This is a genomic window from Streptomyces sp. NPDC057617, assembly GCF_042800555.1.
Lineage (GTDB): Bacteria > Actinomycetota > Actinomycetes > Streptomycetales > Streptomycetaceae > Streptomyces.
In genome coordinates this window covers 597438-621463 of the sequence record NZ_JBHVGV010000003.1, presented here as the reverse complement: position 1 = coordinate 621463, position 24026 = coordinate 597438, and the positions used below count along the sequence as shown (strand labels likewise).

The 24026-nt window shown below is 69.6% G+C and carries 19 protein-coding genes; 3 read left to right on the top strand and 16 right to left on the bottom strand.

Features of this window, described 5'->3' with window-relative positions:
- Positions 1–47: 47 nt before the first annotated feature.
- From ACFU9P_RS11580 to uvrA, 15 genes are all read right to left on the bottom strand, one after another.
- On the bottom strand, positions 48–1664 hold the full coding sequence (locus ACFU9P_RS11580) for a PH domain-containing protein (protein WP_384078849.1): 1617 nt from the start codon (positions 1662–1664) through the stop codon (positions 48–50).
- The gene (locus ACFU9P_RS11575; RefSeq protein ID WP_376375316.1) at positions 1661–2161 is read right to left on the bottom strand and encodes a PH domain-containing protein; all 501 of its coding nucleotides are present in this window, start codon (positions 2159–2161) and stop codon (positions 1661–1663) included. The genes ACFU9P_RS11580 and ACFU9P_RS11575 overlap by 4 nt, the downstream gene beginning before the upstream one ends.
- A 4-nt stretch (positions 2162–2165) precedes the next feature.
- The gene (gene pgi / locus ACFU9P_RS11570; protein ID WP_384078973.1) at positions 2166–3818 is read right to left on the bottom strand and encodes a glucose-6-phosphate isomerase; all 1653 of its coding nucleotides are present in this window, start codon (positions 3816–3818) and stop codon (positions 2166–2168) included.
- Between the two features lie 215 nt (positions 3819–4033).
- A complete protein-coding gene (locus ACFU9P_RS11565) occupies positions 4034–4369 on the bottom strand; it encodes an RNA polymerase-binding protein RbpA (RefSeq protein WP_003976875.1) in 336 nt (111 codons plus the stop codon).
- 171 nt (positions 4370–4540) lie between these two features.
- Complete coding sequence (gene secG / locus ACFU9P_RS11560; protein WP_046495616.1) at positions 4541–4771, bottom strand: preprotein translocase subunit SecG; 231 nt, start codon at positions 4769–4771, stop codon at positions 4541–4543.
- Positions 4772–4977: 206 nt separating this feature from the next.
- A complete protein-coding gene (gene tpiA, locus ACFU9P_RS11555; RefSeq protein WP_376375313.1) occupies positions 4978–5754 on the bottom strand; it encodes a triose-phosphate isomerase in 777 nt (258 codons plus the stop codon).
- Positions 5755–5761: 7 nt separating this feature from the next.
- Positions 5762–6982, bottom strand: a complete 1221-nt coding sequence (locus tag ACFU9P_RS11550; RefSeq protein ID WP_384078844.1) for a phosphoglycerate kinase — start codon at positions 6980–6982, stop codon at positions 5762–5764.
- A 124-nt stretch (positions 6983–7106) separates the two neighbouring features.
- Positions 7107–8111 (bottom strand): type I glyceraldehyde-3-phosphate dehydrogenase, encoded by a 1005-nt coding sequence (gene gap / locus ACFU9P_RS11545; RefSeq protein ID WP_376375306.1) that lies wholly within the window; start codon positions 8109–8111, stop codon positions 7107–7109.
- A 191-nt stretch (positions 8112–8302) separates the two neighbouring features.
- Positions 8303–11254, bottom strand: a complete 2952-nt coding sequence (locus tag ACFU9P_RS11540) for a M14 family zinc carboxypeptidase (protein WP_384078841.1) — start codon at positions 11252–11254, stop codon at positions 8303–8305.
- Positions 11255–11434: 180 nt separating this feature from the next.
- On the bottom strand, positions 11435–12424 hold the full coding sequence (gene whiA / locus ACFU9P_RS11535) for a DNA-binding protein WhiA (protein WP_046495602.1): 990 nt from the start codon (positions 12422–12424) through the stop codon (positions 11435–11437).
- On the bottom strand, positions 12415–13449 hold the full coding sequence (gene yvcK / locus ACFU9P_RS11530; protein ID WP_376375300.1) for a uridine diphosphate-N-acetylglucosamine-binding protein YvcK: 1035 nt from the start codon (positions 13447–13449) through the stop codon (positions 12415–12417). Before yvcK ends, whiA begins: the two co-directional genes overlap by 10 nt.
- Entirely contained in the window at positions 13446–14384 is a 939-nt protein-coding gene (rapZ, locus tag ACFU9P_RS11525) for an RNase adapter RapZ (RefSeq protein ID WP_217309176.1), read from the bottom strand. The genes yvcK and rapZ overlap by 4 nt, the downstream gene beginning before the upstream one ends.
- Positions 14381–16483 (bottom strand): excinuclease ABC subunit UvrC, encoded by a 2103-nt coding sequence (gene uvrC / locus ACFU9P_RS11520; protein ID WP_384078837.1) that lies wholly within the window; start codon positions 16481–16483, stop codon positions 14381–14383. Before uvrC ends, rapZ begins: the two co-directional genes overlap by 4 nt.
- A 145-nt stretch (positions 16484–16628) precedes the next feature.
- Positions 16629–17057, bottom strand: a complete 429-nt coding sequence (locus tag ACFU9P_RS11515) for a Rieske (2Fe-2S) protein (protein WP_376375293.1) — start codon at positions 17055–17057, stop codon at positions 16629–16631.
- A 181-nt stretch (positions 17058–17238) separates the two neighbouring features.
- Positions 17239–20184, bottom strand: a complete 2946-nt coding sequence (gene uvrA, locus ACFU9P_RS11510) for an excinuclease ABC subunit UvrA (RefSeq protein ID WP_384078834.1) — start codon at positions 20182–20184, stop codon at positions 17239–17241.
- Positions 20185–20412: 228 nt separating this feature from the next.
- Between uvrA and ACFU9P_RS11505 the strand changes: the two genes are divergently transcribed.
- From ACFU9P_RS11505 to ACFU9P_RS11495, 3 genes are all read left to right on the top strand, one after another.
- Entirely contained in the window at positions 20413–21099 is a 687-nt protein-coding gene (locus tag ACFU9P_RS11505; RefSeq protein WP_384078831.1) for a maleylpyruvate isomerase family mycothiol-dependent enzyme, read from the top strand.
- Between the two features lie 10 nt (positions 21100–21109).
- Positions 21110–21763 (top strand): MBL fold metallo-hydrolase, encoded by a 654-nt coding sequence (locus ACFU9P_RS11500; protein WP_384078828.1) that lies wholly within the window; start codon positions 21110–21112, stop codon positions 21761–21763.
- Positions 21764–21856: 93 nt separating this feature from the next.
- Positions 21857–22912 (top strand): S66 peptidase family protein, encoded by a 1056-nt coding sequence (locus ACFU9P_RS11495; protein ID WP_384078825.1) that lies wholly within the window; start codon positions 21857–21859, stop codon positions 22910–22912.
- Here ACFU9P_RS11495 and ACFU9P_RS11490 read toward each other — a convergent pair.
- Complete coding sequence (locus ACFU9P_RS11490) at positions 22902–23963, bottom strand: TerC family protein (RefSeq protein ID WP_384078822.1); 1062 nt, start codon at positions 23961–23963, stop codon at positions 22902–22904. The two genes, ACFU9P_RS11495 and ACFU9P_RS11490, sit on opposite strands and share 11 nt — an antisense overlap.
- Positions 23964–24026 lie beyond the last annotated feature (63 nt).

The window sequence follows — 24026 nt, the reverse complement described above, 5'->3', positions numbered from 1 at the left end:
GACGTGTCAGCCTGCCAGCCCGTCAGCGTGTCAGCCCTGTCGGCGTGTCAGCGCCCCGGCTCGGGAAGCTTCTCCGGTGCGCTCTCCCGTATCAGGAACGGCTCCAGAAGGCCCGGGACCGCCTCCGCCGCGAAGCTCAGCCCCTCGCCCTCCGCCGCGTCGTACACGTGGTACGCGCCGCCGCCCGCGGCCGTGGTCGCCGTGACCGTCAGCAGACCCGCACGGCGCTGGAAGTACGACTGCCGGACCGTCCAGCCGATGACTCCGCCGCGCTGGAGGGCCACCGTCGTACGGCGCACCGTGCCCGAGCGGGCCACCAGATAGGCGCCGCCGAGGCCGTGCCCCAGACCGCGGTACGCGTCGAGCGCCATCAGCACGGCCGGGGGCAGCAGCACCACGACACCGACCGCCGCGATGACGACCAGGACATCGGTCAGCAGCAGACCGAGCGCCGCCACCGCCGCCAGCGGCAGCAGTACGGCGGAGAGGGCCCAGCGCAGCCGCCGCGCCCGCGCTGCCCGGGGGTGCGGGACGAGCCGTACCGTACCCGTCGGAGACGCCGGTTCGCGCAGTATGCGGGCCGCCACCGCGTCCGCCACCGCGCGCGGCGCGGCCGGCAGCAGGGTCTTCTGGTCCATCTCCTTGGCGTCGTCGTCCTGGGCGAGACCGGTGGCGATGGCGTCCACCCGGGCCGCGCCGACCAGCCGGACACCGATCGGCTCGACCAGTTCCACTCCGCGCAGCCGCCGCTCCTCGATGGAGATCGAGCGGGAGGTGAACAGTCCGCGGCGGACCCGCAGGGTGCCGCCGGGCTCCCGCTCCAGCCGGTGGTTCCACCACATCTCGATCCACAGCGCGAGCGCGGCGACGACTCCCGCGACCCCCGTCGCCACCGCGAGCCCGAGGATCAGCGCGATCGCCCAGACCGGGGAGATGCCCCGGAACTGGTCGCCCGCCCAGTGGATCGCCCGGTTCTGGATCCCGAACCAGTCGGTGACCTGGAACAGCCCGCCGATCCCGGCGCCGCCGAGGGCCACCGGGACGAAGGAGAGCGGTGCGTAGCGGATCCACGCGGGATCGAGCACCGCCAGCATGCCTTCGCCGGAAGCATCGGCCGCCCCCGGAGCGCGGCCGAGCAGTTCGGTACGGAGCCGCTCGCCCTCGGCCCTGGTGACCGGGTCCAGCTCCAGGGTGGATTCACCGCCGGTCTGCTCGCCGGTCCCGATGCGGACCTTCACCAGACCGAGCAGCCGGAGCAGCAGATTGGCGGTGAGATCGACCGTACGTATCCGTTCGCGGGCCAGTGAGCGGCGCTTGACCAGGAAGAGCCCGGTGTGCAGCTCGGCGCGCTCGGGGCCGATGCGGTAGCGGGTGCGGCGCCAGCGGACACAGTCCCCGCCCGTGGCGCCGCCGATCAGCAGCACGGCCCCGGCGAGCAGCCAGGCGAACGTCTCGCCGAGCGGCAGGGCACCCGACAGCCCTATCCCGGTCGGTACGCCGCCGCCGACGACGATCCCCGTCATGACCGCGACGGTGACCAGCACGGTACGCCGGTCGAGCCGCCGCCACCCGTCTTCCGAAGACTCCGGCGGCTCGGGCGGCTCCGGCGGCCCCGGTGTCTCTGCCGGCTCGGGCGCCTCCGGTATCTCCCCCGGCTCGCTCATGTGGCGTCCCCCGGAGTGGCCTGGGTGATCCGCGTCAGCCGCTCCGCCAGCTCCGCCGCCAGCTCGTGGTCGAGCCCCCCGATATGTACCGCGCCCTTGGACGACGCGGTCGTGACGATCACCGTGGAGAGCCGGAAGAGCTGCTCCAGCGGACCGCGCACGGTGTCCACGGTCTGTATCCGCGACATCGGCGCGATCCGCCACTCCTGCCAGAAGAAACCGGTCCGTACATAGACCGCCTCCTCCGTCACCTCCCAGCGGTGCACCCTGAACCACCACACGGGTATCAGCGCCGTACAGGCCAGGCCCAGCACCGCCAGGACGGCGGCGGGTATCAGCAGCCACGCGCGGGCGGGGGCGATGAGCGCCCCCAGCACGGCCAGGATCCCCGCCACCACCACGGTGAACGTCAGCCACTGCACGCGCCACCAGCCGATGGCGCGCTCGTTCAGCGAGTTGTTCGGCGGCCGCAGCCGCGTCCCCTCCCCCGTCACCATCGGCTCAGCGACCGCGCAGCGTGCGGTACGTGGCGACCAGCGCCGCCGTCGAGGCGTCCAGACCGTCCCCGGCCGCGTCCCCGGTCAGTACGGGCTCGATGCGCTTGGCCAGGACCTTGCCCAGCTCGACGCCCCACTGGTCGAAGGAGTCGATGTTCCAAATGGCTCCCTGGACGAACACCTTGTGCTCGTACAGCGCGACGAGCTGGCCCAGGACGGACGGGGTGAGTTCCCCGGCGAGGATCGTGGTCGTCGGGTGGTTGCCGCGGAAGGTCTTGTGCGGCACCAGCTCCTCGGGCACGCCCTCGGCCCGTACCTCCTCGGGCGTCTTGCCGAACGCCAGCGCCTGGGTCTGCGCGAAGAAGTTGGCCATCAGCAGATCGTGCTGCGCGACCAGACCGGGCAGCAGATCGGCGACCGGGCGGGCGAAGCCGATGAAGTCGGCGGGGATGACCTTGGTGCCCTGGTGGATCAACTGGTAGTACGCGTGCTGCCCGTTGGTGCCCGGCGTGCCCCAGACCACCGGTCCCGTCTGCCAGTCGACCGGCCGCCCCTCGCGGTCCACGGACTTGCCGTTGGACTCCATGTCGAGCTGCTGGAGATAGGCCGTGAACTTCGACAGGTAGTGGCTGTACGGCAGGACGGCGTGCGACTGGGCGTCGAAGAACGATCCGTACCAGACGCCCAGCAGCCCCATCAGCAGGGGCGCGTTGGCCTCCGGCGGCGCGGTACGGAAGTGCTCGTCGACGAGGTGGAAGCCGTCGAGCATCTCCCGGAACCGGTCCGGGCCGATCGCGATCATCAGCGAGAGGCCGATGGCCGAGTCGTACGAGTAGCGCCCGCCGACCCAGTCCCAGAACTCGAACATGTTGGCCGTGTCGATACCGAAGTCGGCGACCTTGCCGGCATTGGTGGACAGCGCCACGAAGTGCTTGGCGACGGCGTCCTGTCCGGCGCCGAGACCGGTGAGCAGCCAGTCGCGGGCGGAGGTGGCGTTGGTGATGGTCTCGATGGTGGTGAAGGTCTTGGACGCGATGATGAACAGCGTCTCGGCCGGGTCCAGGTCCCGTACCGCCTCATGCAGATCGGCGCCGTCCACATTGGAGACGAAACGGACCGTCAGATCGCGGTCGGTGAAGGACCGCAGCACCTCGTAGGCCATCGCGGGGCCGAGGTCGGAGCCGCCGATGCCGACATTGATCACGTTCTTGATGGGGCGGCCGGTGTGACCGGTCCACTCGCCGGACCTGATCCGGTCGGCGAACGCGCTCATCTTGTCGAGTACGGCGTGCACCCCCGGCACCACATTCTCGCCGTCGACCTCGATGACGGCGTCGCGCGGGGCGCGCAGCGCGGTGTGCAGTACCGCGCGGTCCTCGGTGGTGTTGATCTTCTCGCCGCGGAACATCGCGTCCCGCAGCTCCGCCACCCCGGTCACGGCGGCCAGCTCGCGGAGCAGTGCCAGCGTCTCGTCGGTGACCAGGTGCTTGGAGTAGTCGAGGTGGAGATCGCCCACGGTCAGGGTGTAGCCGGTGCCGCGCGCCGGGTCGGCGGCGAACAGCTCCCGCAGATTCGTCTGCCCCAGTTGTTCGCGGTGCTTGCCGAGCGCGTCCCACTCGGGCGTCCGGTTGAGCCTGGTACGGCCTGCTGCGTTCATCTCGGACATCGGTCCACTTCTTCTCGTGCCTGCGTGCGTGCCCTGCTGCCTGTCCAACCTATGTGATCGGAGTCGTAACGAAGGCAGGACAATACGGGCAGAAGCGATCCGGCCGGAACACGTGTGGCGTGTCCGGCCGGATGAAGTGGATCAGATCTCCGTATGGATCAGATCTCGGTGTACGGATCAGATCCCGGTGGACCGGATCGTGTGGATCAGATCTCGCCGCGCAGTTTGGCGAGCGCCTCGGCGAGGATCGCCTCGCCGTCCGCGTCGCTGCGCCGCTCCCGTACATAGGCGAGGTGCGTCTTGTACGGCTCGGTGCGCGGCGGGTCCGGTGGATTGTCCCGGTCCTGACCGGCCGGGAATCCGCAGCGCGGGCAGTCCCACGTCTCCGGAACCTGTGCGTCACTGGCGAAGCTCGGCTGCGTCTCGTGCCCGTTGGAGCACCAGAAGGAGATGCGCAGGCGGGGCGCGGACTCGCCACGCTCGGCCTCACCCATCGGCCCCGCTCCGACCCGGCTTCCCCGGATCGCGTTGCCACTTGCCACGGTCGTAACTCCCTGCGTGATGGTGCCGCAAAGCATCGATAGGCAGCTCCGCTGCCGGGCGCCCCAGTCTACGTAAGGCCCAACGCGCGTCCAGTGAAGGGAGTTACCCCCTGCCGCCCGGCGCGGACCCCCATGATAGGCCGCGCCGGCAGCGCTTTACCGCACGTGTGCTCAGCTGTCCAGCTTCAGCAGCAGGCCAAGCACGACAATGCACGCGAACCACAGCAGACCGACAACCACGGTGATGCGGTCGAGGTTACGCTCGGCGACCGAGGAGCCACCGACGGACGACTGCATTCCGCCACCGAACATGTCGGAGAGGCCGCCGCCCTTCCCCTTGTGCATCAGCACGAGCAGCATCATCAGCAGGCTGAAGACGATGAGGGCGATCGAGAACCCCATAACCACGGCTGGACCAACTCTCTCGGACGGACAGAACCGGCGGTACTGACGGTCAGGACCGCCGGATCTGAGACGGACTGCGGGGGCCGCCGGACGATATGTTCCACCGTCCGGGTCCGGCCCCCGCAAGGGTACGACGGATCCGTGCCACGGCATACTTGCCGGTCGCAGGACCTGATACTCGTAATGCTCGCGGGCCCCCGGACCTACTGGTCCCGGAACCTGACGATCTTGACGAACTCGTCGGCGTCCAGCGCCGCGCCGCCCACCAGGGCGCCGTCCACATCCGGCTGCGCCATGATCGCCGCGACATTCCCGGACTTCACCGAGCCGCCGTACTGGATACGGACCTGGTCGGCCAGCTCCTGCGAGTACAGCTCGGCCAGCCGCCCGCGGATCGCCCCGCAGACCTCCTGGGCGTCCTCGGGGGTGGCGACCTCGCCGGTGCCGATGGCCCACACCGGCTCGTACGCGATCACCACGGACCCGGCCTGCTCGGCCGGGATGTCCTTGAGACCCCCGTCGAGCTGGCTCAGCGTGTAGGAGACCTGGTCACCGGCCTTGCGGATGTCCAGGCCCTCGCCGACACAGAGGATCGGGGTGAGCCCGTGCTTGAACGCGGCCTTCACCTTGGCATTGCAGATCTCGTCCGTCTCGGCGTGGTACTGCCGCCGCTCGGAGTGGCCCACGGCCACATACGTGCACTTCAGCTTGGCCAGCATCGGGCCCGAGATCTCACCGGTGTACGCGCCGGAGTCGTGCGCCGAGATGTCCTGGGCGCCGTACTTGATCTTGAGCCTGTCGCCGTCGACCAGGGTCTGTACGGACCGCAGATCGGTGAAGGGCGCCAGTACGGCGACCTCGACGGCGTCGTAGTCCTTGTCGGTCAGGGCGAAGGCGAGCTTCTGGACATGGGCGATGGCCTCAAGGTGGTTGAGGTTCATCTTCCAGTTGCCCGCCATCAGCGGGGTACGGGTGCTCATACGGGGGTCAGTCCTCCAGTGCGGCGAGGCCGGGAAGCGTCTTGCCTTCGAGGTATTCGAGGCTCGCGCCGCCGCCGGTCGAAATATGGCCGAATGCGTTCTCGTCGAAGCCCAGGATGCGGACGGCCGCGGCGGAGTCGCCGCCGCCGACCACGGAGAAGCCCGGGGAGTCGACGAGCGCCTGGGCGACGGCCCGGGTGCCCTCGGCGTAGTCGGGGTGCTCGAAGACGCCCATGGGGCCGTTCCAGAAGACGGTCGCGGCGTCGAGGAGCTTCGAGGCGTAGAGCCGGCCGGTCTCCGGGCCGATGTCCAGGCCCATCTTCCCGGCCGGGATGGCGTCGGCGGCGACCGTCTCGGGGTGCGCGGGCGCCTTGGTCTTCAGGTCCGGGAACTCGCCCGCGACCAGGACGTCCACGGGGAGCACGAACTCCACCCCGCGCGCCTCGGCTCGCTTCAGATACTCCTGAACGGCCGGGATCTGGTCCTCCTGGACCAGCGAGGAGCCGATCTCGTGGCCCTGCGCCTTGAGGAAGGTGAAGAGCATGCCGCCGCCGATCAGGATGCGGTCGGCCTTCTCCAGGAGGTGGTCGATGACCCCGAGCTTGTCGGAGACCTTGGCGCCGCCGAGGACCACCGCGTACGGCCGCCGGACGTCGTCCGTGAGCTTCTTCAGTACGGCGACCTCGGTGGCGATCAGCCCGCCCGCGGCGTGCGGCAGCCGGGCCGGCAGGTCGAAGACCGAGGCGTGCTTGCGGTGCACGGCGCCGAAGCCGTCGCCCACATAGAGATCGGCCAGCTCGGCGAGCTGGTCCGCGAAGGCGCCGCGCTCGGCGTCGTCCTTGGACGTCTCGCCCGGGTTGAAGCGGAGGTTCTCGATGACGGCGACCCGCCCGTCGGCGAGGCCCTCGACCACGGCCCTGGCGGACTCGCCGACCGTGTCGGTCGCGAACGCCACATCCCCGGCCGGGCCGCCGAGGAGTTCACCGAGACGGGCGGCGGCGGGCGCGAGGGAGAAGGCGGGGTCCGGGGCGCCCTTGGGGCGGCCCAGGTGGGACGCGACGATCACCCGGGCGCCGGCCTCGGCGAGCCGGGCGACCGTCGGCAGGACGGCCCGGATCCGGCCGTCGTCGGTGATGGTGGCGCCGTCGAGCGGCACATTGAGGTCGGCGCGGACGAATACGCGCTTGCCGCCGACCCCTTCGGCGAGAAGTTCGTCGATCGTCTTCATCTCTGCTGGACTCCTTGGGATGTCTGGACAGGCCAACAGGGCTCGAACAGCGCAGCGGATGCGCCGACCGAGCCCTGTCGCTCATATCGAGATGCCTACCGGCCCTGAACTCAGCGGCCCTGGATCAGAGCTGGCCGCCGACGAAGACGGTCAGGTCGACAAGACGGTTGGAGTAACCCCACTCGTTGTCGTACCAGCCGATGACCTTGACGCTCTTGCCCTGGACCATGGTCAGGGAGGAGTCGAAGGTGCAGGAGGCGGGCCAGTTGACGATGTCCGAGGAGACGATCGGGTCCTCGGTGTAGTCCAGGTAGCCCTTCAGCTCCCCCTCGGCCGCCGCCCGGAACGCCGCGTTGACCTCGTCCTTGGTCACCACGCGCTCCGTCTCGACGACCAGGTCGGTGACGGAGCCCGTGGGGACCGGGACCCGCATCGCCATGCCGTTGAGCTTGCCGGCCAGCTCCGGGATGACCAGGCCGAGGGCCTTGGCCGCGCCGGTGCTCGCCGGAATGATGTTCTCCGCCGCGGCGCGGGCCCTGCGCAGGTCCCTGTGCGGGAAGTCCTGGAGACGCTGGTCGCTGGTGTAGGCGTGGACCGTGGTCATCAGACCCGAGACGATGCCGAAGTTCTCCAGCAGGACCTTGGCCATCGGCGCCACACAGTTGGTGGTGCAGGAGGCGTTGGAGATGATGTCGTGGCTCGCCGCGTCGTACTTGTCCTCGTTGACGCCCAGCACGATCGTGATGTCCTCGTTCGTGGCCGGAGCCGAGATGAGGACCTTCTTGGCGCCGCCCGCGAGGTGCTTGGCGGCGTCGTCCCGCTTGGTGAAGATGCCCGTCGACTCGATGACGATGTCGACGCCCAGCTCGCCCCAGGGGATGTCGGAGGGGTTGCGCTCGGAGAGCACCTTGATCGTGTGGCCGTCGACGGTGATCGTGTCGGCGGTGTGGGTCACCTCGGCCTTGAGGCGTCCCAGGATGGTGTCGTACTTCAGAAGGTGCGCCGTGGTCGCAGTGTCACCCAGGTCGTTGACAGCCACGATCTCGATGTCTGCACCCTGCTCCAGCAGCGCGCGGAAGTAGTTACGACCGATGCGGCCAAAGCCGTTGATGCCTACGCGGATCGTCACGAACCGATCTCCTCGTTAGGTACGCCGGGTTTCGATGCCGGCGAGTTGTATGGGATGTCCCCGACCGCTTGCGAGCCTACCTCTCCGGGGACCGCGTGGTGACATCGAGAGGCACTGCAAACGGGCAGCGGCCCGTACCCGCCGGTACGGGTACGGGCCGCCTCATAGATCTGTACGGACGCGTGTACGGGTCAGTTCCGCAGGGCCCGCAGCGCCTTGCCGAGCACCGCCGCGCGCTCCGCCGGGTCCTGGATGTGCTCCAGACCGAACCCGAGCAGGACGGTGTCACGGGTGGTGACCGACGCGTACGACTTGAAGAGCTCCTGGGTACGCGCCCAGTCCCCCGGCACCGCCGGGCTGCCCTCCGGCGCGCCCGCCACGGTCCAGGCCCCGAGCGAGGTCTCGAAGCCCTCGGGAGCCTCCTCCGCGCCGCCCACGACGAGCCGCGCGTTGTCCGCCAGGAGCCCGCGTCCGCCGCTGCCGGGGTCGGTGATGTAGCTCAGCGACAGCTCGGCCTTGGTGCCCGCGTAGGCGCTCAGGTCGAAGGAGACCTGCTTCCAGCCGTTGGAGGTGCCGGTGAAGCTGTTCCACGCGCCGCTGGTGCCGGTCGCGGTGCAGCCGCCGGTGCCGAGGGTCAGATAGCGGCCCAGGAACGGGTGGCCTTCGAGGAAGAACCCGGCCTCGCACTCGGCGGGGACGGCGCTGCTGGTCGCGCCGCCGGCCTCGGGCAGGGTGGTCCAGTCGTCGGCCCCCGCGGTGTGGGCCTCCAGGACGGCGTGGTCGTACCCCGGCTCGGTGTTCCAGTTGAGCGCGACGCGCAGCTCCGGCTTGTCGGCCGCGCTGACGCCGGTCAGGTCGACGGTACGGGTGAGCCTGCGCCAGGCGTTGTCCTGGTGCGTGGCGCCGGCCATCCACTGGCCCTCGTACGGGGCGTACGGATTGGCGATCCCGGTGTACGAGCCGCCGGGCGCGCTCCGGAACTGCGGGAAGGTCTCCGCGTCGAGGGTGTCGGAGGTGACCGTGTAGCCGCCCGCCGCGTTCAGCGGGTTGCCGGGGGCCGCGCCGAGCGCGCCGGCGGCTCCGGAGAGCGCTCCGGCGCCGCTGAACCCGGTCGCGCCGGAGAGGGACGTACGCCCGTACGCGCCCAGGTAGTACTGGCTGAAGTCATTGGTCGCGGCGCGCCCGACCGTGGCGTTGCCGCCAGCCAGCTCACCGGCCTCGATCAGCTTTCCGCCCTCGTTCAGGAAGTCCCGGATGGCGAGCTGGGTGGGTCCGCCGGGGGCCACGGCGCCGGTGTAGTGGACCACCGTGGAGAAGTGGCTGAGCACACCCAGCGCGTGCGGTGCGCCCTGGCTGGCGACGTCCCAGACCACGGCCGTACGCCCGTTGGCGCGCAGGGCGTCCGTGTAGGCGCGGGTCTGCTGTGCGGGCGCGCCCTCCTCGGCGATCACGAGCGTGTCGGCGCGGGGGCGTTCCGCCACGGTGTAGGTGAAGTGCTCGCTGGAGACGGACTTCCCGCTCTTGGTCCGTCCGGTGAACCAGACCTCGACGGTGTCGCCGGGTTCCGCGTCCTCGACCTCGGCGCGGTACTGGTCGAAGTGGAGGTTGTCCTCGCCGCCGTAGGTCTCGCCGCCCTTCCAGGCCTTGAGGTTCTCGTCCTTCGTACGGCCGCCGTTGATCCGGTAGTTCAGCTCCTTGTCGCGCACCGAGGAGCGTGCGGTGACGGAGACCTCCTGGTCGGCGCCGCGCGCGTACGAGGTGGTGAACGGGTCGAGGGTGAAGTCGGGGGCGGTCAGACCGACCGAGGAGGACGGCTGGTCGGGGTGGGAGGCGGTCTCGGCGACGGAGAGCGCGAAGGGGATGTTCTTGGCGAACTCTGCCTGGATCAGCTTCTCGTCGTCGGGGAAGTTGAATCCGGAGCGGCAGTCCCTGGCGACCCACGCGTCATTGGGGTCGCTGTCGGACGCGGTCTGGCAGGTCGTCATCTCCGGGGTGAACATCATCGTTCCGTTGACGTTCGCCGCGTGCCCGTCGGCCTCGCCGTTGGTGGTGTACAGCTCGGAGGAGACCTGCGGGTAGTAGCCGGGGATCGCGGAGTTCTCGGGCGTGCCCGCGAGCGCCTTGTAGAGGACGTCGTCGGGGGTGGGGGTGGCGACCTGCCAGCCCACGCCGTAGAGAAGCAGTTCGGCGGCGGAGTGGTAGTTGATGCCGTAGTCGAAGTCGATCCGCTTCTGGAACCGGTCGATCGCCTGTGTCTCGGGCTCGGAGTTGGGCCCCGCGCCGCGGTACGTCTCGTTGGCGGGGTCCGGGGACGAGCCCTCGTTGTCGTAGCCCCACTTGTAGGAGAAGTTCCGGTTGAGGTCGACACCGTCGCCGGAGGTGATGACGCCGTCGCCGTTGACGTCACGGAGGTTCTTGCGCCAGAGGCGGGCGCTGTCCGCGCTGTGGGTGTAGTCGTAGCCGTCGGGGTTGGCGGAGATGACGAACCACAGCTCGGTGGAGTCGACGATCTTGGTGATCCTCGGGTCCTTGCCGTAGTTGTCGATGTAGTGGTGCATCAGACGGCGTGTCATCTCGGGAGTGATCCACTCCCGGGCGTGCTGGTTGGACATGTAGAGCACGGACGGCTTGCTGCCGTCCTTGGTGGTGCGCGCGTTCTTGCTGAGCTTGAGGGCGAGGATGTCCTGGCCCTTGACGGTCTTGCCGATGGAGACGACCTTGGTGATACGGGGGTTGGCCTGCCCGGTCTCGGCGATCTCCTCCTTGATGCCGCCGTCGCCGCCGTACGGACGGAACACCCCGTCGCCGGCCGCGTTCACCCGGGCCCTGGCCCGCTCGGGAACCGTACGCTCGGTCACCTCGACGCCCTGCTTCTCCAGGCCGCGCGCCTGGGCGTCGGTGAGGAACAGCTCGACCTTCGCCGTCCCCTGCTCGGGCGCCCGCTCGGTGAACTCATGGGCGTCCTGGCCGGCCGCAAGGAGCAGGGGTATCTGCTCCTGGGTGACCTCGGCCTCGAACACCTTCACCGCGTCCGCGCCTTCGGCGGGCCCGGATCCGGGCCGCGCCTGGGCGGCGGGCGCCGCCGTCACACCGGCGAGCAGCAGTGCGCCTGCGGCGAGTATCGATCTCGCTCTACGTCTCATGTGCCCCTCTTGTTGTCGTCTGCACGTCCGAGAACTGACGTCAGGCTGACCAGGCTTCATGATCATGTCAAGGGTGCGTGTGGGTGCCATGAAATGCCGCCGCCGGCACCTGACTCGGTGCCGGCGGCGGGCAGTTGACCATGAGGGGCCGTGGGGGGCCATGGAAGGCCGGGACGGGGATCAGCCGACGAGACCGTCGGCCAGCTCCTCGCTCAGATTGGACTCCGTACCCGGAATCCCCAGGTCCTGCGCCCGCTTGTCGGCCATGGCCAGCAGCCGCCTGATCCGGCCCGCGACCGCGTCCTTGGTCAGCGGCGGGTCGGCGAGCGCGCCCAGCTCCTCCAGGGAGGCCTGCTTGTGCTCCATCCGCAGCCGGCCCGCGGCGGCGAGATGCTCCGGCACCTCCTCGCCGAGGATCTCCAGCGCGCGCTGAACCCGGGCACCGGCGGCGACCGCGGCGCGCGCGGAGCGGCGCAGATTCGCGTCGTCGAAGTTGGCGAGGCGGTTGGCCGTGGCGCGGACCTCGCGGCGCATCCGCCGCTCCTCCCAGGCGAGCACCGACTCGTGCGCGCCGAGCCGCGTCAGCAGCGCGCCGATCGCGTCCCCGTCCCGTACGACCACCCGGTCGACCCCGCGCACCTCACGGGCCTTCGCGGCGATCTGGAGCCTGCGGGCGGCGCCGACGAGCGCGAGGGCGGCCTCCGGGCCCGGGCAGGTCACCTCCAGCGAGGAGGAGCGGCCCGGCTCGGTGAGCGAGCCATGTGCCAGGAACGCACCGCGCCAGGCGGCCTCCGCGTCACAGGTCGCCCCCGAGACGACCTGCGGGGGCAGCCCCCGGATCGGGCGCCCGCGGCCGTCGACGAGACCGGTCTGCCGGGCGAGCTGATCACCCCCTGTGATCACCCGTACGACGTAACGGCTGCCGCGGCGCAGCCCGCCCGGGGCCATCACCACCAGCTCGGAGTTGTGCCCGAAGATCTCCAGGATGTCCTTGCGGAGCCTGCGCGCGGCGATGCTGGTGTCCAGCTCCGCCTCGATCACAATGCGGCCGCTCACCAGGTGCAGCCCGCCCGCGAACCGAAGAATCGCCGAGACCTCCGCCTTCCTGCAGCACGTCCGGGTGACGGGGAGGCGGGCGATCTCGTCCTTCACCGCTGGCGTCATCGCCATGGGCCGATCCTTCCATGCATCCGAAAAATACGGTCGTACGCGGCTGCCAACAGCTCCGGATCGTGGACCGGGGAACTGTCGTGCGCTGCCACCGGCGCCAGCTCGACCGCGGCACCGAACCGGCTGGCGGCATCGGAGAGTGACTCACGGTCGGGCACGGCGGCCTTGTCGGCCAGCACCACGTCCAGGGCGAGTTTAGGGGCGTGTCGCCCCAAAACCTCCAAATGACGCTGCGGTGAGAAGCCATCGGTTTCACCGGGCTGCGGCGCGAGGTTGAGCGAGAGGACCCGGCGCGCCTTGGTCTCCATGAGCGCTTCGAGCAGTTCGGGCACCAGCAGATGCGGGATCACCGAGGAGAACCAGGAGCCCGGACCGAGCACCACCCAGTCCGCGTCCCGGACCGCGGCGACCGCCTCCGGGACGGCCGGCGGATCGTTCGGCACGAGGTGCACCGACTGCACCTCGCCCGGGGTGAGCGCGACGGTCGCCTGGCCGCGCACCGTGTTCACCTCGTCGGGGTACGCCGGGTCATGGCCCCGTACGAGCGCCTGAAGCTCCAGCGGTACGGCCGACATGGGCAGCACCCTGCCGTGCGCCCCGAGCAGCTTGCCGACCAGGTCGAGCGCCTGCACATGGTCGCCGAGCTGCTCCCACAGGGCGACGATCAGCAGATTGCCCACCGCGTGCTCGTGGAGATCGCCCTGCGACTGGAAGCGATGCTGGATCACCCGGGCCCAGGTCTGGCCCCAGTCGTCGTCGCCGCAGAGCGCCGCCAGGGCCTTGCGCAGATCGCCGGGCGGCAGCACGCCCAGCTCCTCCCTCAGCCGGCCGCTGGACCCCCCGTCGTCGGCGACGGTGACGACCGCGGTGAGATCCCCCGTAATGCGGCGCAGCGCCGCCAGGGAGGCTGACAGGCCCATGCCGCCGCCGAGTGCGACGACCTTCGGCTGGGCACCGCGCCCGCGCGCCGACAGCGCGGGGGCTCCCCTGCGCAGCCGGCGCGTACGGAAGGTGCGTGGGGTCACTCGCGCCCCATGTCCCGGTGGACGACGACGGTCTCGATCCCTGCGGAGACGAGGCGGGCGGCGACCTTCTCGGACATGGCGACGGAGCGGTGCTTGCCGCCCGTACAGCCGACGGCGACGGTCACATAGCGCTTGCCCTCGCGCCGGTATCCGGCGGCGATGAGCTGGAGCAGTTCGGTGTAGCGGTCGAGGAACTCCTTGGCGCCCGGCTGGTTGAAGACATACGCGGACACCTCCTCGTTCAGTCCGGTGTACGGGCGCAGCTCCGGGACCCAGTGCGGATTGGGCAGGAAGCGGCAGTCCACCACCAGATCGGCGTCGACCGGCAGCCCGTACTTGTAGCCGAAGGACATCACGGTGGCCCGCAGCTCCGGCTTCTCGTCACCGGCGAACTGGGCGTCCATCTTGGCGCGCAGCTCGTGCACGTTGAGGCTGGAGGTGTCGATCACCAGATCGGCGTCGCCGCGCAGCTCGCGCAGCAGATCGCGCTCGGCCTCGATGCCGTCCACGATCCGCCCGTCGCCCTGGAGCGGGTGCGGTCGCCGTACGGACTCGAAGCGGCGGACCAGCGCCTCGTCGGAGGACTCCAGGAAGACGATCCGCCGGGTGACCTCCTTGGCGTCGAGGTCCGCGAGGGACTCGCGGAGGTTGTCGAAGAACCGCCGGCCGCGTACGTCCACGACGACCGCGATCCGGGCCACATTGCCCTGCGAGCGCGCGCCCAGCTCCACCATGGTGGGGATCAGCGCGGGCGGCAGATTGTCGACGACGAACCAGCCGAGGTCCTCCAGGCACTTGGCCGCGGTGCTGCGGCCCGCGCCCGACATTCCGGAGATGATCACCAGCTCGGGAATGGCCGCGTCGCCGGTGTCACCGGTCTCCTTCGTGCTGCCCGTACTCACGTGCTCCGCTCCGTCCCGGTCGTGCTCGGTCATGTGCTGCCCCCGTTGTCTTCCATGATCTCTCCTGTTGCCGTGTTCACGGCGGGTGCCGCCGGGGCCGCGTTCGCGAGGGCCACGACGATGGACTCGGCCGTCTTGCGGCCCAGGCCCGGTACCTCGCAGATCTGGTCGATTGTCGCGCCCCGCAGCCGCTTCACCGAGCCGAAATGCTTGATGAGCGCCTGTTTGCGGGACTCGCCGAGGCCCGGGACATCGTCCAGCGGGCTGGACCTGACGCGCTTGGCGCGCTTGGTCCGCTGATAGGTGATGGCGAAGCGGTGCGCCTCGTCCCGTACCCGCTGGAGCAGGTAGAGGCCCTCGCTGGAGCGGGGCAGGACCACCGGATCGTCGTCCGCGGGGAGCCAGACCTCTTCGAGGCGCTTGGCGAGACCGCAGACGGCGACATCGTCGATGCCCAGCTCGTCCAGGGCGCGCTTGGCGGCCGCGACCTGGGGCTGTCCGCCGTCGACCACAACGAGCTGGGGCGGATAGGCGAAGCGCCTGGGGCGGCCGTCGTCGTCGGTACGGGACGGGATCTCGTGGGGGTCGTGGGTGTCGTGGCCGGGCGCGGAGCCGTTTCGGTGATCGGGCGCGGAGCCGTTCTCGTGGGCGGTGCCGTTTTCGTGGGCGGGGGCGATGCCGTTCGCCTCGGCGGACTCCTCGGGTTCCCCTTCGGGCCACTCCCCCGTACGTGTCTTCTCCACGAGGTACCGCTTGAAGCGGCGGCTGATCACCTCGTGCATCGACCGTACGTCGTCCTGGCCCTCGAAGCCCTTGATCTGGAAGCGGCGGTACTCGCTCTTGCGCGCGAGGCCGTCCTCGAAGACCACCATGGACGCCACCACGTCGTCACCCTGGAGGTGCGAGATGTCGAAGCACTCGATGCGCAGCGGCGCGCTGTCCAGACCGAGGGCCTCGGCGATCTCCTCCAGGGCCCGGGAGCGGGTGGTCAGATCGCTGGCGCGCTTGGTCTTGTGCAGGACGAGGGCCTGCTGGGCATTGCGCCCGACCGTCTCCATCAGGTCCTTCTTGTCGCCGCGCTGCGGTATCCGCAGGGAGACATGGGAGCCCCGGCGCTCGCTCAGCCACTGCGTGACCGCGTCGGCGTCCTCCGGCAGGGCGGGGACAAGGACCTCCTTGGGGACGGAGTCGCCGCTCTCCTCGCCGTAGAGCTGCTGGAGCGCGTGCTCGACCAGGCCCGCCGTCTCGACGGCCTCGACCTTGTCGGTGACCCAGCCGCGCTGGCCGCGGACGCGTCCGCCGCGGACATGGAAGATCTGCACGGCCGCTTCCAGCTCGTCCTCGGCGACCGCGATCAGATCGGCGTCGGTGGCGTCGGCGAGCACGACCGCGTTCTTCTCCATCGCGCGGCGCAGGGCGCCTATGTCGTCCCGCAGCCGGGCGGCCTTCTCGTACTCCATGTCCTCGGCCGCCTCGGCCATCTGCTTCTCCAGGCGGCGGAGGTACGTACCGGTGCGGCCGGCCATGAAGTCGCAGAACTCCTCGGCCAGTTCGCGGTGTTCCTCGGGGGTGACCCGGCCGACGCAGGGCGCCGAGCACTTGCCGATGTAGCCGAGCAGACAGGGGCGGCCGGTCCGCTCGGCGTTCTTGAACACGCCCGCGGAGCAGGTCCGTACGGGGAACACACGGAGCATCAGGTCGACGGTCTCGCGGATGGCCCAGGCGTGTCCGTACGGTCCGAAGTAGCGCACGCCCTTCTTCTTGGCGCCGCGCATGACCTGGACGCGGGGGTATTTCTCGTTGAGGGTGACGGCGAGCGAGGGATAGCTCTTGTCGTCGCGGTACTTGACGTTGAAGCGGGGGTCGAACTCCTTGATCCAGGAGTATTCGAGCTGGAGCGCCTCGACCTCGGTCGAGACGACGGTCCACTCGACGGAGGCCGCCGTGGTGACCATGGAGCGGGTGCGCGGGTGCAGGCTCGCGAGGTCCTGGAAGTAGTTGGCGAGCCGCTGGCGCAGGCTTTTCGCCTTCCCGACGTAGATCACCCGGCGGTGATCGTCGCGGAATCTGTAGACCCCCGGCGAGTCGGGGATCTGTCCCGGCTTGGGGCGGTAGCTGGAGGGGTCGGCCATGCCGTCCACCCTACTGTCGGGGACGGACAGTGTGGCCGCGCCGGGGTACGGCGGCGGCCCTCGGGGCCGGGGACTTCGGGCCGTGTGCCCATGCTTCAGGCCGTGTGCGCTCGGGCTTCCGGCCGGGGGCCGGGCCTGGCGGGCTTCAGGCCTTGGGGCCGGCGATCAGCTTGCCGCCCTCGACGGTGACCGGCACCTTCGGCAGGGGTACGGTCGCCGGGCCGTGGACGGCCTCGCCGGTGGTGACATCGAATTTGCTGCCGTGGCAGGGGCAGTCACCCACCGTGCCCTCCAGCTTCTCCAGGAGACAGCCCGCGTGGGTGCACTGCGCGCTGAACGCCCGGTACTCGTCCGGCGCGGGGCGGCTCACCACCAGCCGCTGCTCCCGGTAGAGCTTCGCCCCGCCGACCGGCACCTCGTCCGCCGCGCCGAGCCCGACGGGCTCGCTGGGCGTGGGGTCCTCGGCATGCCCGAGCTTGGACTCGGTGGAACACGCCGCCAGCCCGGCCCCGGCCGCCCCGGCGAGCGCGACCCCCTTCAGTACGGTACGACGAGGCGCGGACGGGCCGGTCATGGTGTGTCCCCAGGTCAGACGGATCAAAGACATACCCGACACTACCCGCCCGCTCTCGGCGCCCGCCCGGGGGCCGCCCCCGGGCGGGTGGCCGTACGTCCGTCCCTCGGAGAGACTCCGCGACCGCCGGCTCCCGGACGGACGGGACAGGGACGGACGGGACGAGGACGGGACGGCCGGGTCAGGCGCCGCGTGAGGCCGCGGTGGTCTTCTTCGCCGTCGTCTTCTTTGCCGCCGTCTTCCGGGCCGTGGTCTTCTTCGGCGGCTCCGCGTCGCTGATCCGCTCCGCGTCCAGGATCTCCCGGAGGAACTTTCCGGTGTGGCTGGCCGGGACGCCCGCCACCTGTTCCGGGGTGCCTTCCGCGATCACCAGGCCGCCGCCGTTGCCGCCCTCGGGTCCCATGTCGATCACCCAGTCCGCGGTCTTGATCACATCGAGGTTGTGCTCGATGACGATCACCGTGTTGCCCTTCTCGACCAGACCCGACAGAACGGTGATCAGCTTGCTGATGTCCTCGAAGTGCAGACCGGTCGTGGGCTCGTCCAGGACATAGACCGTACGGCCCGTGGAGCGCTTCTGCAGTTCGCTCGACAGCTTGACCCGCTGGGCCTCACCGCCCGAGAGGGTCGGCGCGGACTGCCCGAGCCGTACATAACCGAGGCCGACCTCATTGAGGGTCCTCAGGTGGCGCGAGATCGTCGGCACGGCCTCGAAGAAGTCCAGCGCCTCCTCGATCGGCATGTCCAGCACCTCGGCGATGGACTTGCCCTTGTAGTGCACCTCCAGGGTCTCCCGGTTGTACCGCGCCCCGTGGCAGACCTCGCACGGCACATAGACGTCCGGCAGGAAGTTCATCTCGATCTTGATCGTGCCGTCGCCCGCGCAGTTCTCGCACCGGCCGCCCTTGACATTGAAGGAGAACCGCCCGGGGAGATAGCCGCGGACCTTGGCCTCCATGGTCTCCGCGAAGAGCTTGCGGACATGGTCGAACACCCCGGTGTACGTGGCCGGGTTGGACCGGGGCGTACGGCCGATGGGCGACTGGTCGACATGGACCACCTTGTCCACCAGATCGTCCCCGGCGACCCGGGTGTGCCGGCCCGGCACCGACTTCGCGCCGTTCAGCTCGCGTGCGAGATGGGTGTAGAGGATGTCGTTGACCAGCGTCGACTTGCCGGAGCCCGAGACACCGGTGATCGCCGTGAACACGCCCAGCGGGAACGACACATCGATGTCCCGCAGATTGTTCTCCCGCGCTCCGTGCACGGTGAGCCTGCGCTCCGGATCGACCGGCCTGCGGATGACCGGGGTCGGGATGGACCTCTTGCCCGCCAGATACTGACCGGTCATCGACTCCTTGTTGGCCAGCAGCCCCTTCAGCGGCCCTGAGTGCACGACCTTGCCGCCGTGCTCGCCCGCGCCGGGGCCGATGTCGACCACCCAGTCCGCCACCTTGATGGTGTCCTCGTCGTGCTCCACGACGATCAGGGTGTTGCCCATGTCCCGCAGCCGGACCAGGGTCTCGATGAGCCGGTGGTTGTCCCGCTGGTGCAGCCCGATGGACGGCTCGTCCAGCACATAGAGCACCCCGACCAGCCCCGAGCCGATCTGGGTCGCCAGCCGGATCCGCTGCGCCTCGCCGCCGGAGAGGGTGCCCGCCGCGCGGTTGAGCGAGAGATAGTCCAGGCCGACGTCGACCAGGAACCTCAGCCGTTCGTTGACCTCCTTGAGCACCCGCTCGGCGATCTTCTTGTCCCGGTCGTTCAGCGTGAGCCGGCCGAGGAACTCCGCGCAGTCGCTGATCGAGAGCGCCGAGACCTCGGCGATCGACTTGTCCATGACCGTGACCGCGAGCACGATCGGCTTGAGCCGCGTGCCCTCACAGGTCGGGCAGGGGACCTCGCGCATATAGCCCTCGAAGCGCTCCCTGCTGGAGTCGCTCTCGGCCTCGGTGTGCCGCCGCTTCACAAAGGAGACGGCCCCTTCGAACGCGGGGGTCGTATAGGCGCGCTCCCGCCCGTACCTGTTCCGGTAGCGGACCTCGACCTGGGTCTTGTGCCCGTACAGCAGGGCCTTCTTGGCCCGCTGCGGCAGTCCGGCCCAGGGGATGTCGGTACGGAACCCGAGGGCCTGGGAGAGTCCGCCGATCAGCCGGCCGAAGTACTCCTTGGTGTGGCCGTGCGACCAGGGGTGGATCGCGCCCCCGTCGAGCGTCCGCTCCTCGTCCGGGACGACCAGCTCCGGGTCGACCTCCATGCGCGTACCGATACCGGTGCAGTCGGGGCAGGCGCCGAAGGGCGAGTTGAAGGAGAAGGAGCGGGGCTCCAGCTCCTCGAAGGAGAGATCGTCGTACGGGCAGTAGAGATGCTCCGAGTACATCCGCTCGCGCTCGGGGTCGTCCTCGGGGAGGTCGACGAAGTCGAGCACGACCATGCCGCCGGAGAGACCGAGCGCGGTCTCGACCGAGTCGGTCAGCCGGCGCTTGGCGCTGTCCTTCACCGTGAGGCGGTCGACGACCACCTCGATGGTGTGCTTCTCCTGCTTCTTGAGCGTGGGCGGCTCGGCGAGCTGGACGGTCTGCCCGTCGACCCTGGCCCGGCTGTACCCCTTGGTCTGGAGGTCGGCGAAGAGATCGACGAACTCGCCCTTGCGCTCGCGCACCAGCGGGGACAGGACCTGGAAACGGCTGCCCTCGGGCAGCTCCAGCACCCGGTCCACGATGGCCTGCGGCGACTGCCGGGAGATCGGCCGCCCGCACTGGGGGCAGTGCGGCTTGCCGATCCGGGCGAAGAGCAGCCGGAGGTAGTCGTAGACCTCGGTGATCGTGCCGACCGTCGAGCGCGGGTTGCGCGAGGTCGACTTCTGGTCGATGGAGACGGCCGGGGAGAGCCCTTCGATGAAGTCGACATCCGGCTTGTCCATCTGGCCGAGGAACTGCCGGGCGTACGAGGAGAGCGACTCCACATACCGTCGCTGGCCCTCGGCGAAGATCGTGTCGAACGCGAGGGAGGACTTGCCCGACCCGGAGAGCCCGGTGAAGACGATGAGGGAGTCACGGGGGAGGTCGAGCGACACGTTCTTGAGATTGTGCTCGCGCGCGCCACGGACGATGAGACGGTCGGCCACGCCGGTCCGCACCTTTCTTATGAGAAGCAGGGGCGGAGCCCCCTTCCCAGACTATGGGGGTCGCCAGAGCGATGGTTGCCAACGGGTGGATCGCCCGGCACGGAAGCGCCGGACTCGGAATTGCCTACATGCCAGGATGCCTCTCCCGAGCCTATAGCACGCGCATTCGATTTTTGGACGGGCCGTACCCGCTTCACCCGATCGAGTGGCGGGGCTATCGTCGGCGCCATGATCGACCACGCGCAGGATCTGGCATCCGTACACGAAGCCACCGAGCGGCTCCTGAGCGCCGCCGCCGCACTGGACACCGCGGGCCTCGCCGCGCCGTCACGCCTGCCCGGCTGGAGCCGGGGGCATGTCCTGGCCCATCTCGCGCGGAACGCGGACGCCTTGGTCAATGTTCTCGAAGGGCGGCCCATGTACGAGGACGCCGCGACTCGCGACGCGGACATCGAGCGGGACGCGCCCCGCCCCCTCGGTGTACAGCTCGCCGATGTACGTAACACCGCCGCCCGCTTCCTGCATTCCGCTTCCGTGCCCGGTGACTGGAGCCGGACCGTCGAGCTGCGCAACGGCGTGACGGATATGGCGGCCCGGATTCCGTTCCGGCGGCTGGTCGAGGTGGAGCTGCACCATGTCGATCTCGGTCTCGGCCGTGATCTGGAGGACCTGTCCGAGGAGTTCGTGGTCCGCGAGATCGACTTCCTGGTACAGCGCTTCTCCGGGAACCCCTCGGTCCCGCCCCTGACCCTCAAGGCGTCCGACGGCCGCACCTGGCGTACCGGTGGCGAGGAGGGCGACCCGCTGCCGGTGACGGGTCCCGCCGCGGACCTGATGGGCTGGCTCGCGGGCCGCCGCGACGGGGCCGCCCTGGAGTTCTCCGGCGGCCCCCTGCCCGTACTGCCCCCGCTATAGGCTGATCCTTATGACGTACAGCGGAGCGGTGAAGGTCGGCGGGCCGGCGGATGTGCACGAGCTGACCGCCCTGATGATCTCCAAGGTCGCCGTCGGGCCGATGGAAAACAATGCCTATCTGCTGCGCTGCCGGGCGACCGGTGAGCAGCTCCTGATCGACGCGGCCAATGACGCCGCGACCCTGCTGACCCTGATCGGCGACGACGGCATCGCCTCCGTGGTCACCACGCACCGGCACGGCGACCACTGGCAGGCGCTCGCCGAGGTCGTGGCGGCCACCGGTGCCCGTACGTACGCGGGGCGGTACGACGCCGAGGGCATTCCCGTACCGACCGATGTGCTCGTCGAGGACGGGGACACCATCCGGGTCGGGGAGATCGCGCTGACCGCGCTGCACCTGGTGGGCCACACCCCGGGCTCCATCGCGCTGGTCTACGACGACCCGCACGGCCACCCGCATGTGTTCACGGGCGACTGCCTCTTCCCCGGCGGCCCCGGCAGGACCACGGAACCGGCGGACTTCACCAGCCTGATGGACGGCCTGGAAGCCAAGATCTTCGGCCCGCTGCCCGACGAGACCTGGATCTACCCGGGCCACGGAAACGACACCACCCTCGGCGCCGAACGCCCCCAGCTCGCGGCCTGGCGCGCCCGCGGCTGGTAACGCGCCTGGCAGTACCCCGGCGACATCCGGCGCCGCCCCGCCCGGCCGATAAACCAGTCGAACACGGCAGGGCGGCGTCTCTACGCTCACTCCATGACGATCCCCGTCCGTCCGCTGTACCCGCCCAAGCCCCGTCCCGGCGACCGGATCGCCGTGATCTCGCCGGCCTCCGGACTGCCCGGGCAGTTTCCTCTTCCGTACGAGCTGGGCCTCGACCGGCTGAGCAAGGAGTTCGGGCTGGTCCCCGTCGAGTATCCGGCGACCCGGAAGACGGACGCGACACCCCGGGAGCGGGCCGACGACATCCACGCCGCCTTCGCGGATCCGACGGTGAAGGCCGTGATGGCGAGCATCGGCGGGGACGACCAGATCACCGTACTGCCGCTGCTGGACCGGGAGTTGATCCGGGCCAATCCCAAGCCGTTCTTCGGCTTCAGCGACAACACCAATCTGCTGGTGTATCTGTGGAACACGGGGATCGTCGGCTATCACGGTGCGAGCGTGATGTGCGAGCTGGGCCGGCCAGGGGCGATGGATCCGCTGACCGCCGAGTCGCTGCGGGCCGCGCTCTTCACTTCGGGACCGTACGAGCTGCGCCCCGCCGAGCGCTTCCGCGACAAGGACGTCGACTGGGCGGACCCGGTGGCCCTGGCGGCCGAACCGGAGACCCGGCCGGGCGACGGCTGGAGCTGGCACGGTCCCGAACAGGTCGTGGAGGGCCGGACCTGGGGCGGCAATCTGGAGATTCTCTCCTGGCTGCTGATGGCGGACCGGGAGATCCGGAGCGATCTCTCCGTGTACGACGGCTGTGTGCTGGTGCTGGATACCTCCGAGGACATGCCGGCCGCCGAGGAGGTGTTCCGGATCCTGCGCAGCATGGGCGAGCGCGGGCTGCTGCGGCGCTTTCCCGCGCTGCTGATGGCACGGCCCAAGACCTGGTCGTTCGCACACCCCAACAGCCCCGAGGAAGCGGCCCGGTACGCGCGGGAACAGCGGGAAGCCGTCCTGCGCGCACTCGCGGCGTACGCACCGGAGACGCTCGCCGTCTTCGACGTGGACCTCGGGCACACCGATCCGCAACTGGTGATCCCGTACGGCGGCCAGGTACGGGTGGACGGACGCGGGCGGCGCGTCAGCGTCACCTACTGAGCGTGCTGTCCGTGGTGCCGGTGCTGTCGGTCGTGCTCTGCGCGCTGCCGCTGCTCTGCGCGCCGGTCCCGGTGTCCGTGGCAGCCATGGCGGACAGTGCCTCGCGCTCCGCCTGCTTCCTGGAGGCGATCAGGCTGGTGATCGTGGTGATGATCAGGACACCGCAGATGACCGCCAGCGAGACCGGTATGGAGATCTCGGGGACATGCACCCCGGTCTCGTGCAGCGCGTGCAGCACCAGCTTCACACCGATGAAGCCCAGGATCACCGACAGGCCGTAGCTGAGGTGCACCAGCTTCTTCAGCAGGCCGCCGATGAGGAAGTAGAGCTGCCGCAGACCCATCAGCGCGAAGGCGTTGGCGGTGAAGACGATGTACGGGTCCTGGGTCAGGCCGAAGATCGCGGGTATGGAGTCCAGCGCGAACAGCACATCGGTGGTGCCGATGGCGAGCATGACCACCATCAGCGGGGTCAGCACCCGCTTGCCGTTGTTCCTGATGAACAGCTTGGTGCCGTGGTACTTGTCGGCGACTCCGAACCGCTTCTCGATGGACTTCAGCAGACGGTTCTCCTCGAACTCCTCTTCCTCCTCGCCGGACCGCGCCTCCTGGATCAGCTTCCAGGCGGTGTAGATCAGGAACGCGCCGAAGATGAAGAAGACCCACGAGAAGCTGGCGATGATCGCGGCGCCGGCTGCGATGAAGACCGCGCGCAGGACCAGGGCGATCAGCACACCTATCAGCAGCACCCGCTGCTGGAGGTGTGACGGCACCGAGAACTTCGCCATGATCAGGACGAAGACGAAGAGGTTGTCGACACTGAGCGACTTCTCGGTGATGAAGCCCGCGAAGAACTCGCCGGACGCCTGCCCCGTACCGAACAGCATCAGGCCGAGGCCGAACAGCACGGCGAGGGCGATCCAGACGACCGTCCAGATACCGGCTTCCTTGACCGACACGTCATGGGGCTTGCGCCCGATGAAGAAGTCGACCGCGATCAGGGCGGACAGACCAAGGATGGTCAGCGCCCACAGGGTCAGGGATACGTCCACTGTGCCTCCGGCTTCGTACGGCTACTGATCAGCGTCGTCGCTGCCGGAGGTCTCCTCCACCCG

Bases quoted from the DNA above. Each gene is read 5' to 3' on its own strand.
- ACFU9P_RS11580 (WP_384078849.1), bottom strand. From the start codon at position 1,664: ATGAGCGAGCCGGGGGAGATACCGGAGGCGCCCGAGCCGGCAGAGACA.
- ACFU9P_RS11575 (WP_376375316.1), bottom strand. From the start codon at position 2,161: ATGGTGACGGGGGAGGGGACGCGGCTGCGGCCGCCGAACAACTCGCTG.
- pgi (WP_384078973.1), bottom strand. From the start codon at position 3,818: ATGAACGCAGCAGGCCGTACCAGGCTCAACCGGACGCCCGAGTGGGAC.
- secG (WP_046495616.1), bottom strand. From the start codon at position 4,771: ATGGGGTTCTCGATCGCCCTCATCGTCTTCAGCCTGCTGATGATGCTG.
- tpiA (WP_376375313.1), bottom strand. From the start codon at position 5,754: ATGAGCACCCGTACCCCGCTGATGGCGGGCAACTGGAAGATGAACCTC.
- ACFU9P_RS11550 (WP_384078844.1), bottom strand. From the start codon at position 6,982: ATGAAGACGATCGACGAACTTCTCGCCGAAGGGGTCGGCGGCAAGCGC.
- ACFU9P_RS11540 (WP_384078841.1), bottom strand. From the start codon at position 11,254: ATGAGACGTAGAGCGAGATCGATACTCGCCGCAGGCGCACTGCTGCTC.
- whiA (WP_046495602.1), bottom strand. From the start codon at position 12,424: ATGGCGATGACGCCAGCGGTGAAGGACGAGATCGCCCGCCTCCCCGTC.
- rapZ (WP_217309176.1), bottom strand. From the start codon at position 14,384: ATGACCGAGCACGACCGGGACGGAGCGGAGCACGTGAGTACGGGCAGC.
- uvrC (WP_384078837.1), bottom strand. From the start codon at position 16,483: ATGGCCGACCCCTCCAGCTACCGCCCCAAGCCGGGACAGATCCCCGAC.
- ACFU9P_RS11515 (WP_376375293.1), bottom strand. From the start codon at position 17,057: ATGACCGGCCCGTCCGCGCCTCGTCGTACCGTACTGAAGGGGGTCGCG.
- ACFU9P_RS11505 (WP_384078831.1), top strand. From the start codon at position 20,413: ATGATCGACCACGCGCAGGATCTGGCATCCGTACACGAAGCCACCGAG.
- ACFU9P_RS11500 (WP_384078828.1), top strand. From the start codon at position 21,110: ATGACGTACAGCGGAGCGGTGAAGGTCGGCGGGCCGGCGGATGTGCAC.
- ACFU9P_RS11495 (WP_384078825.1), top strand. From the start codon at position 21,857: ATGACGATCCCCGTCCGTCCGCTGTACCCGCCCAAGCCCCGTCCCGGC.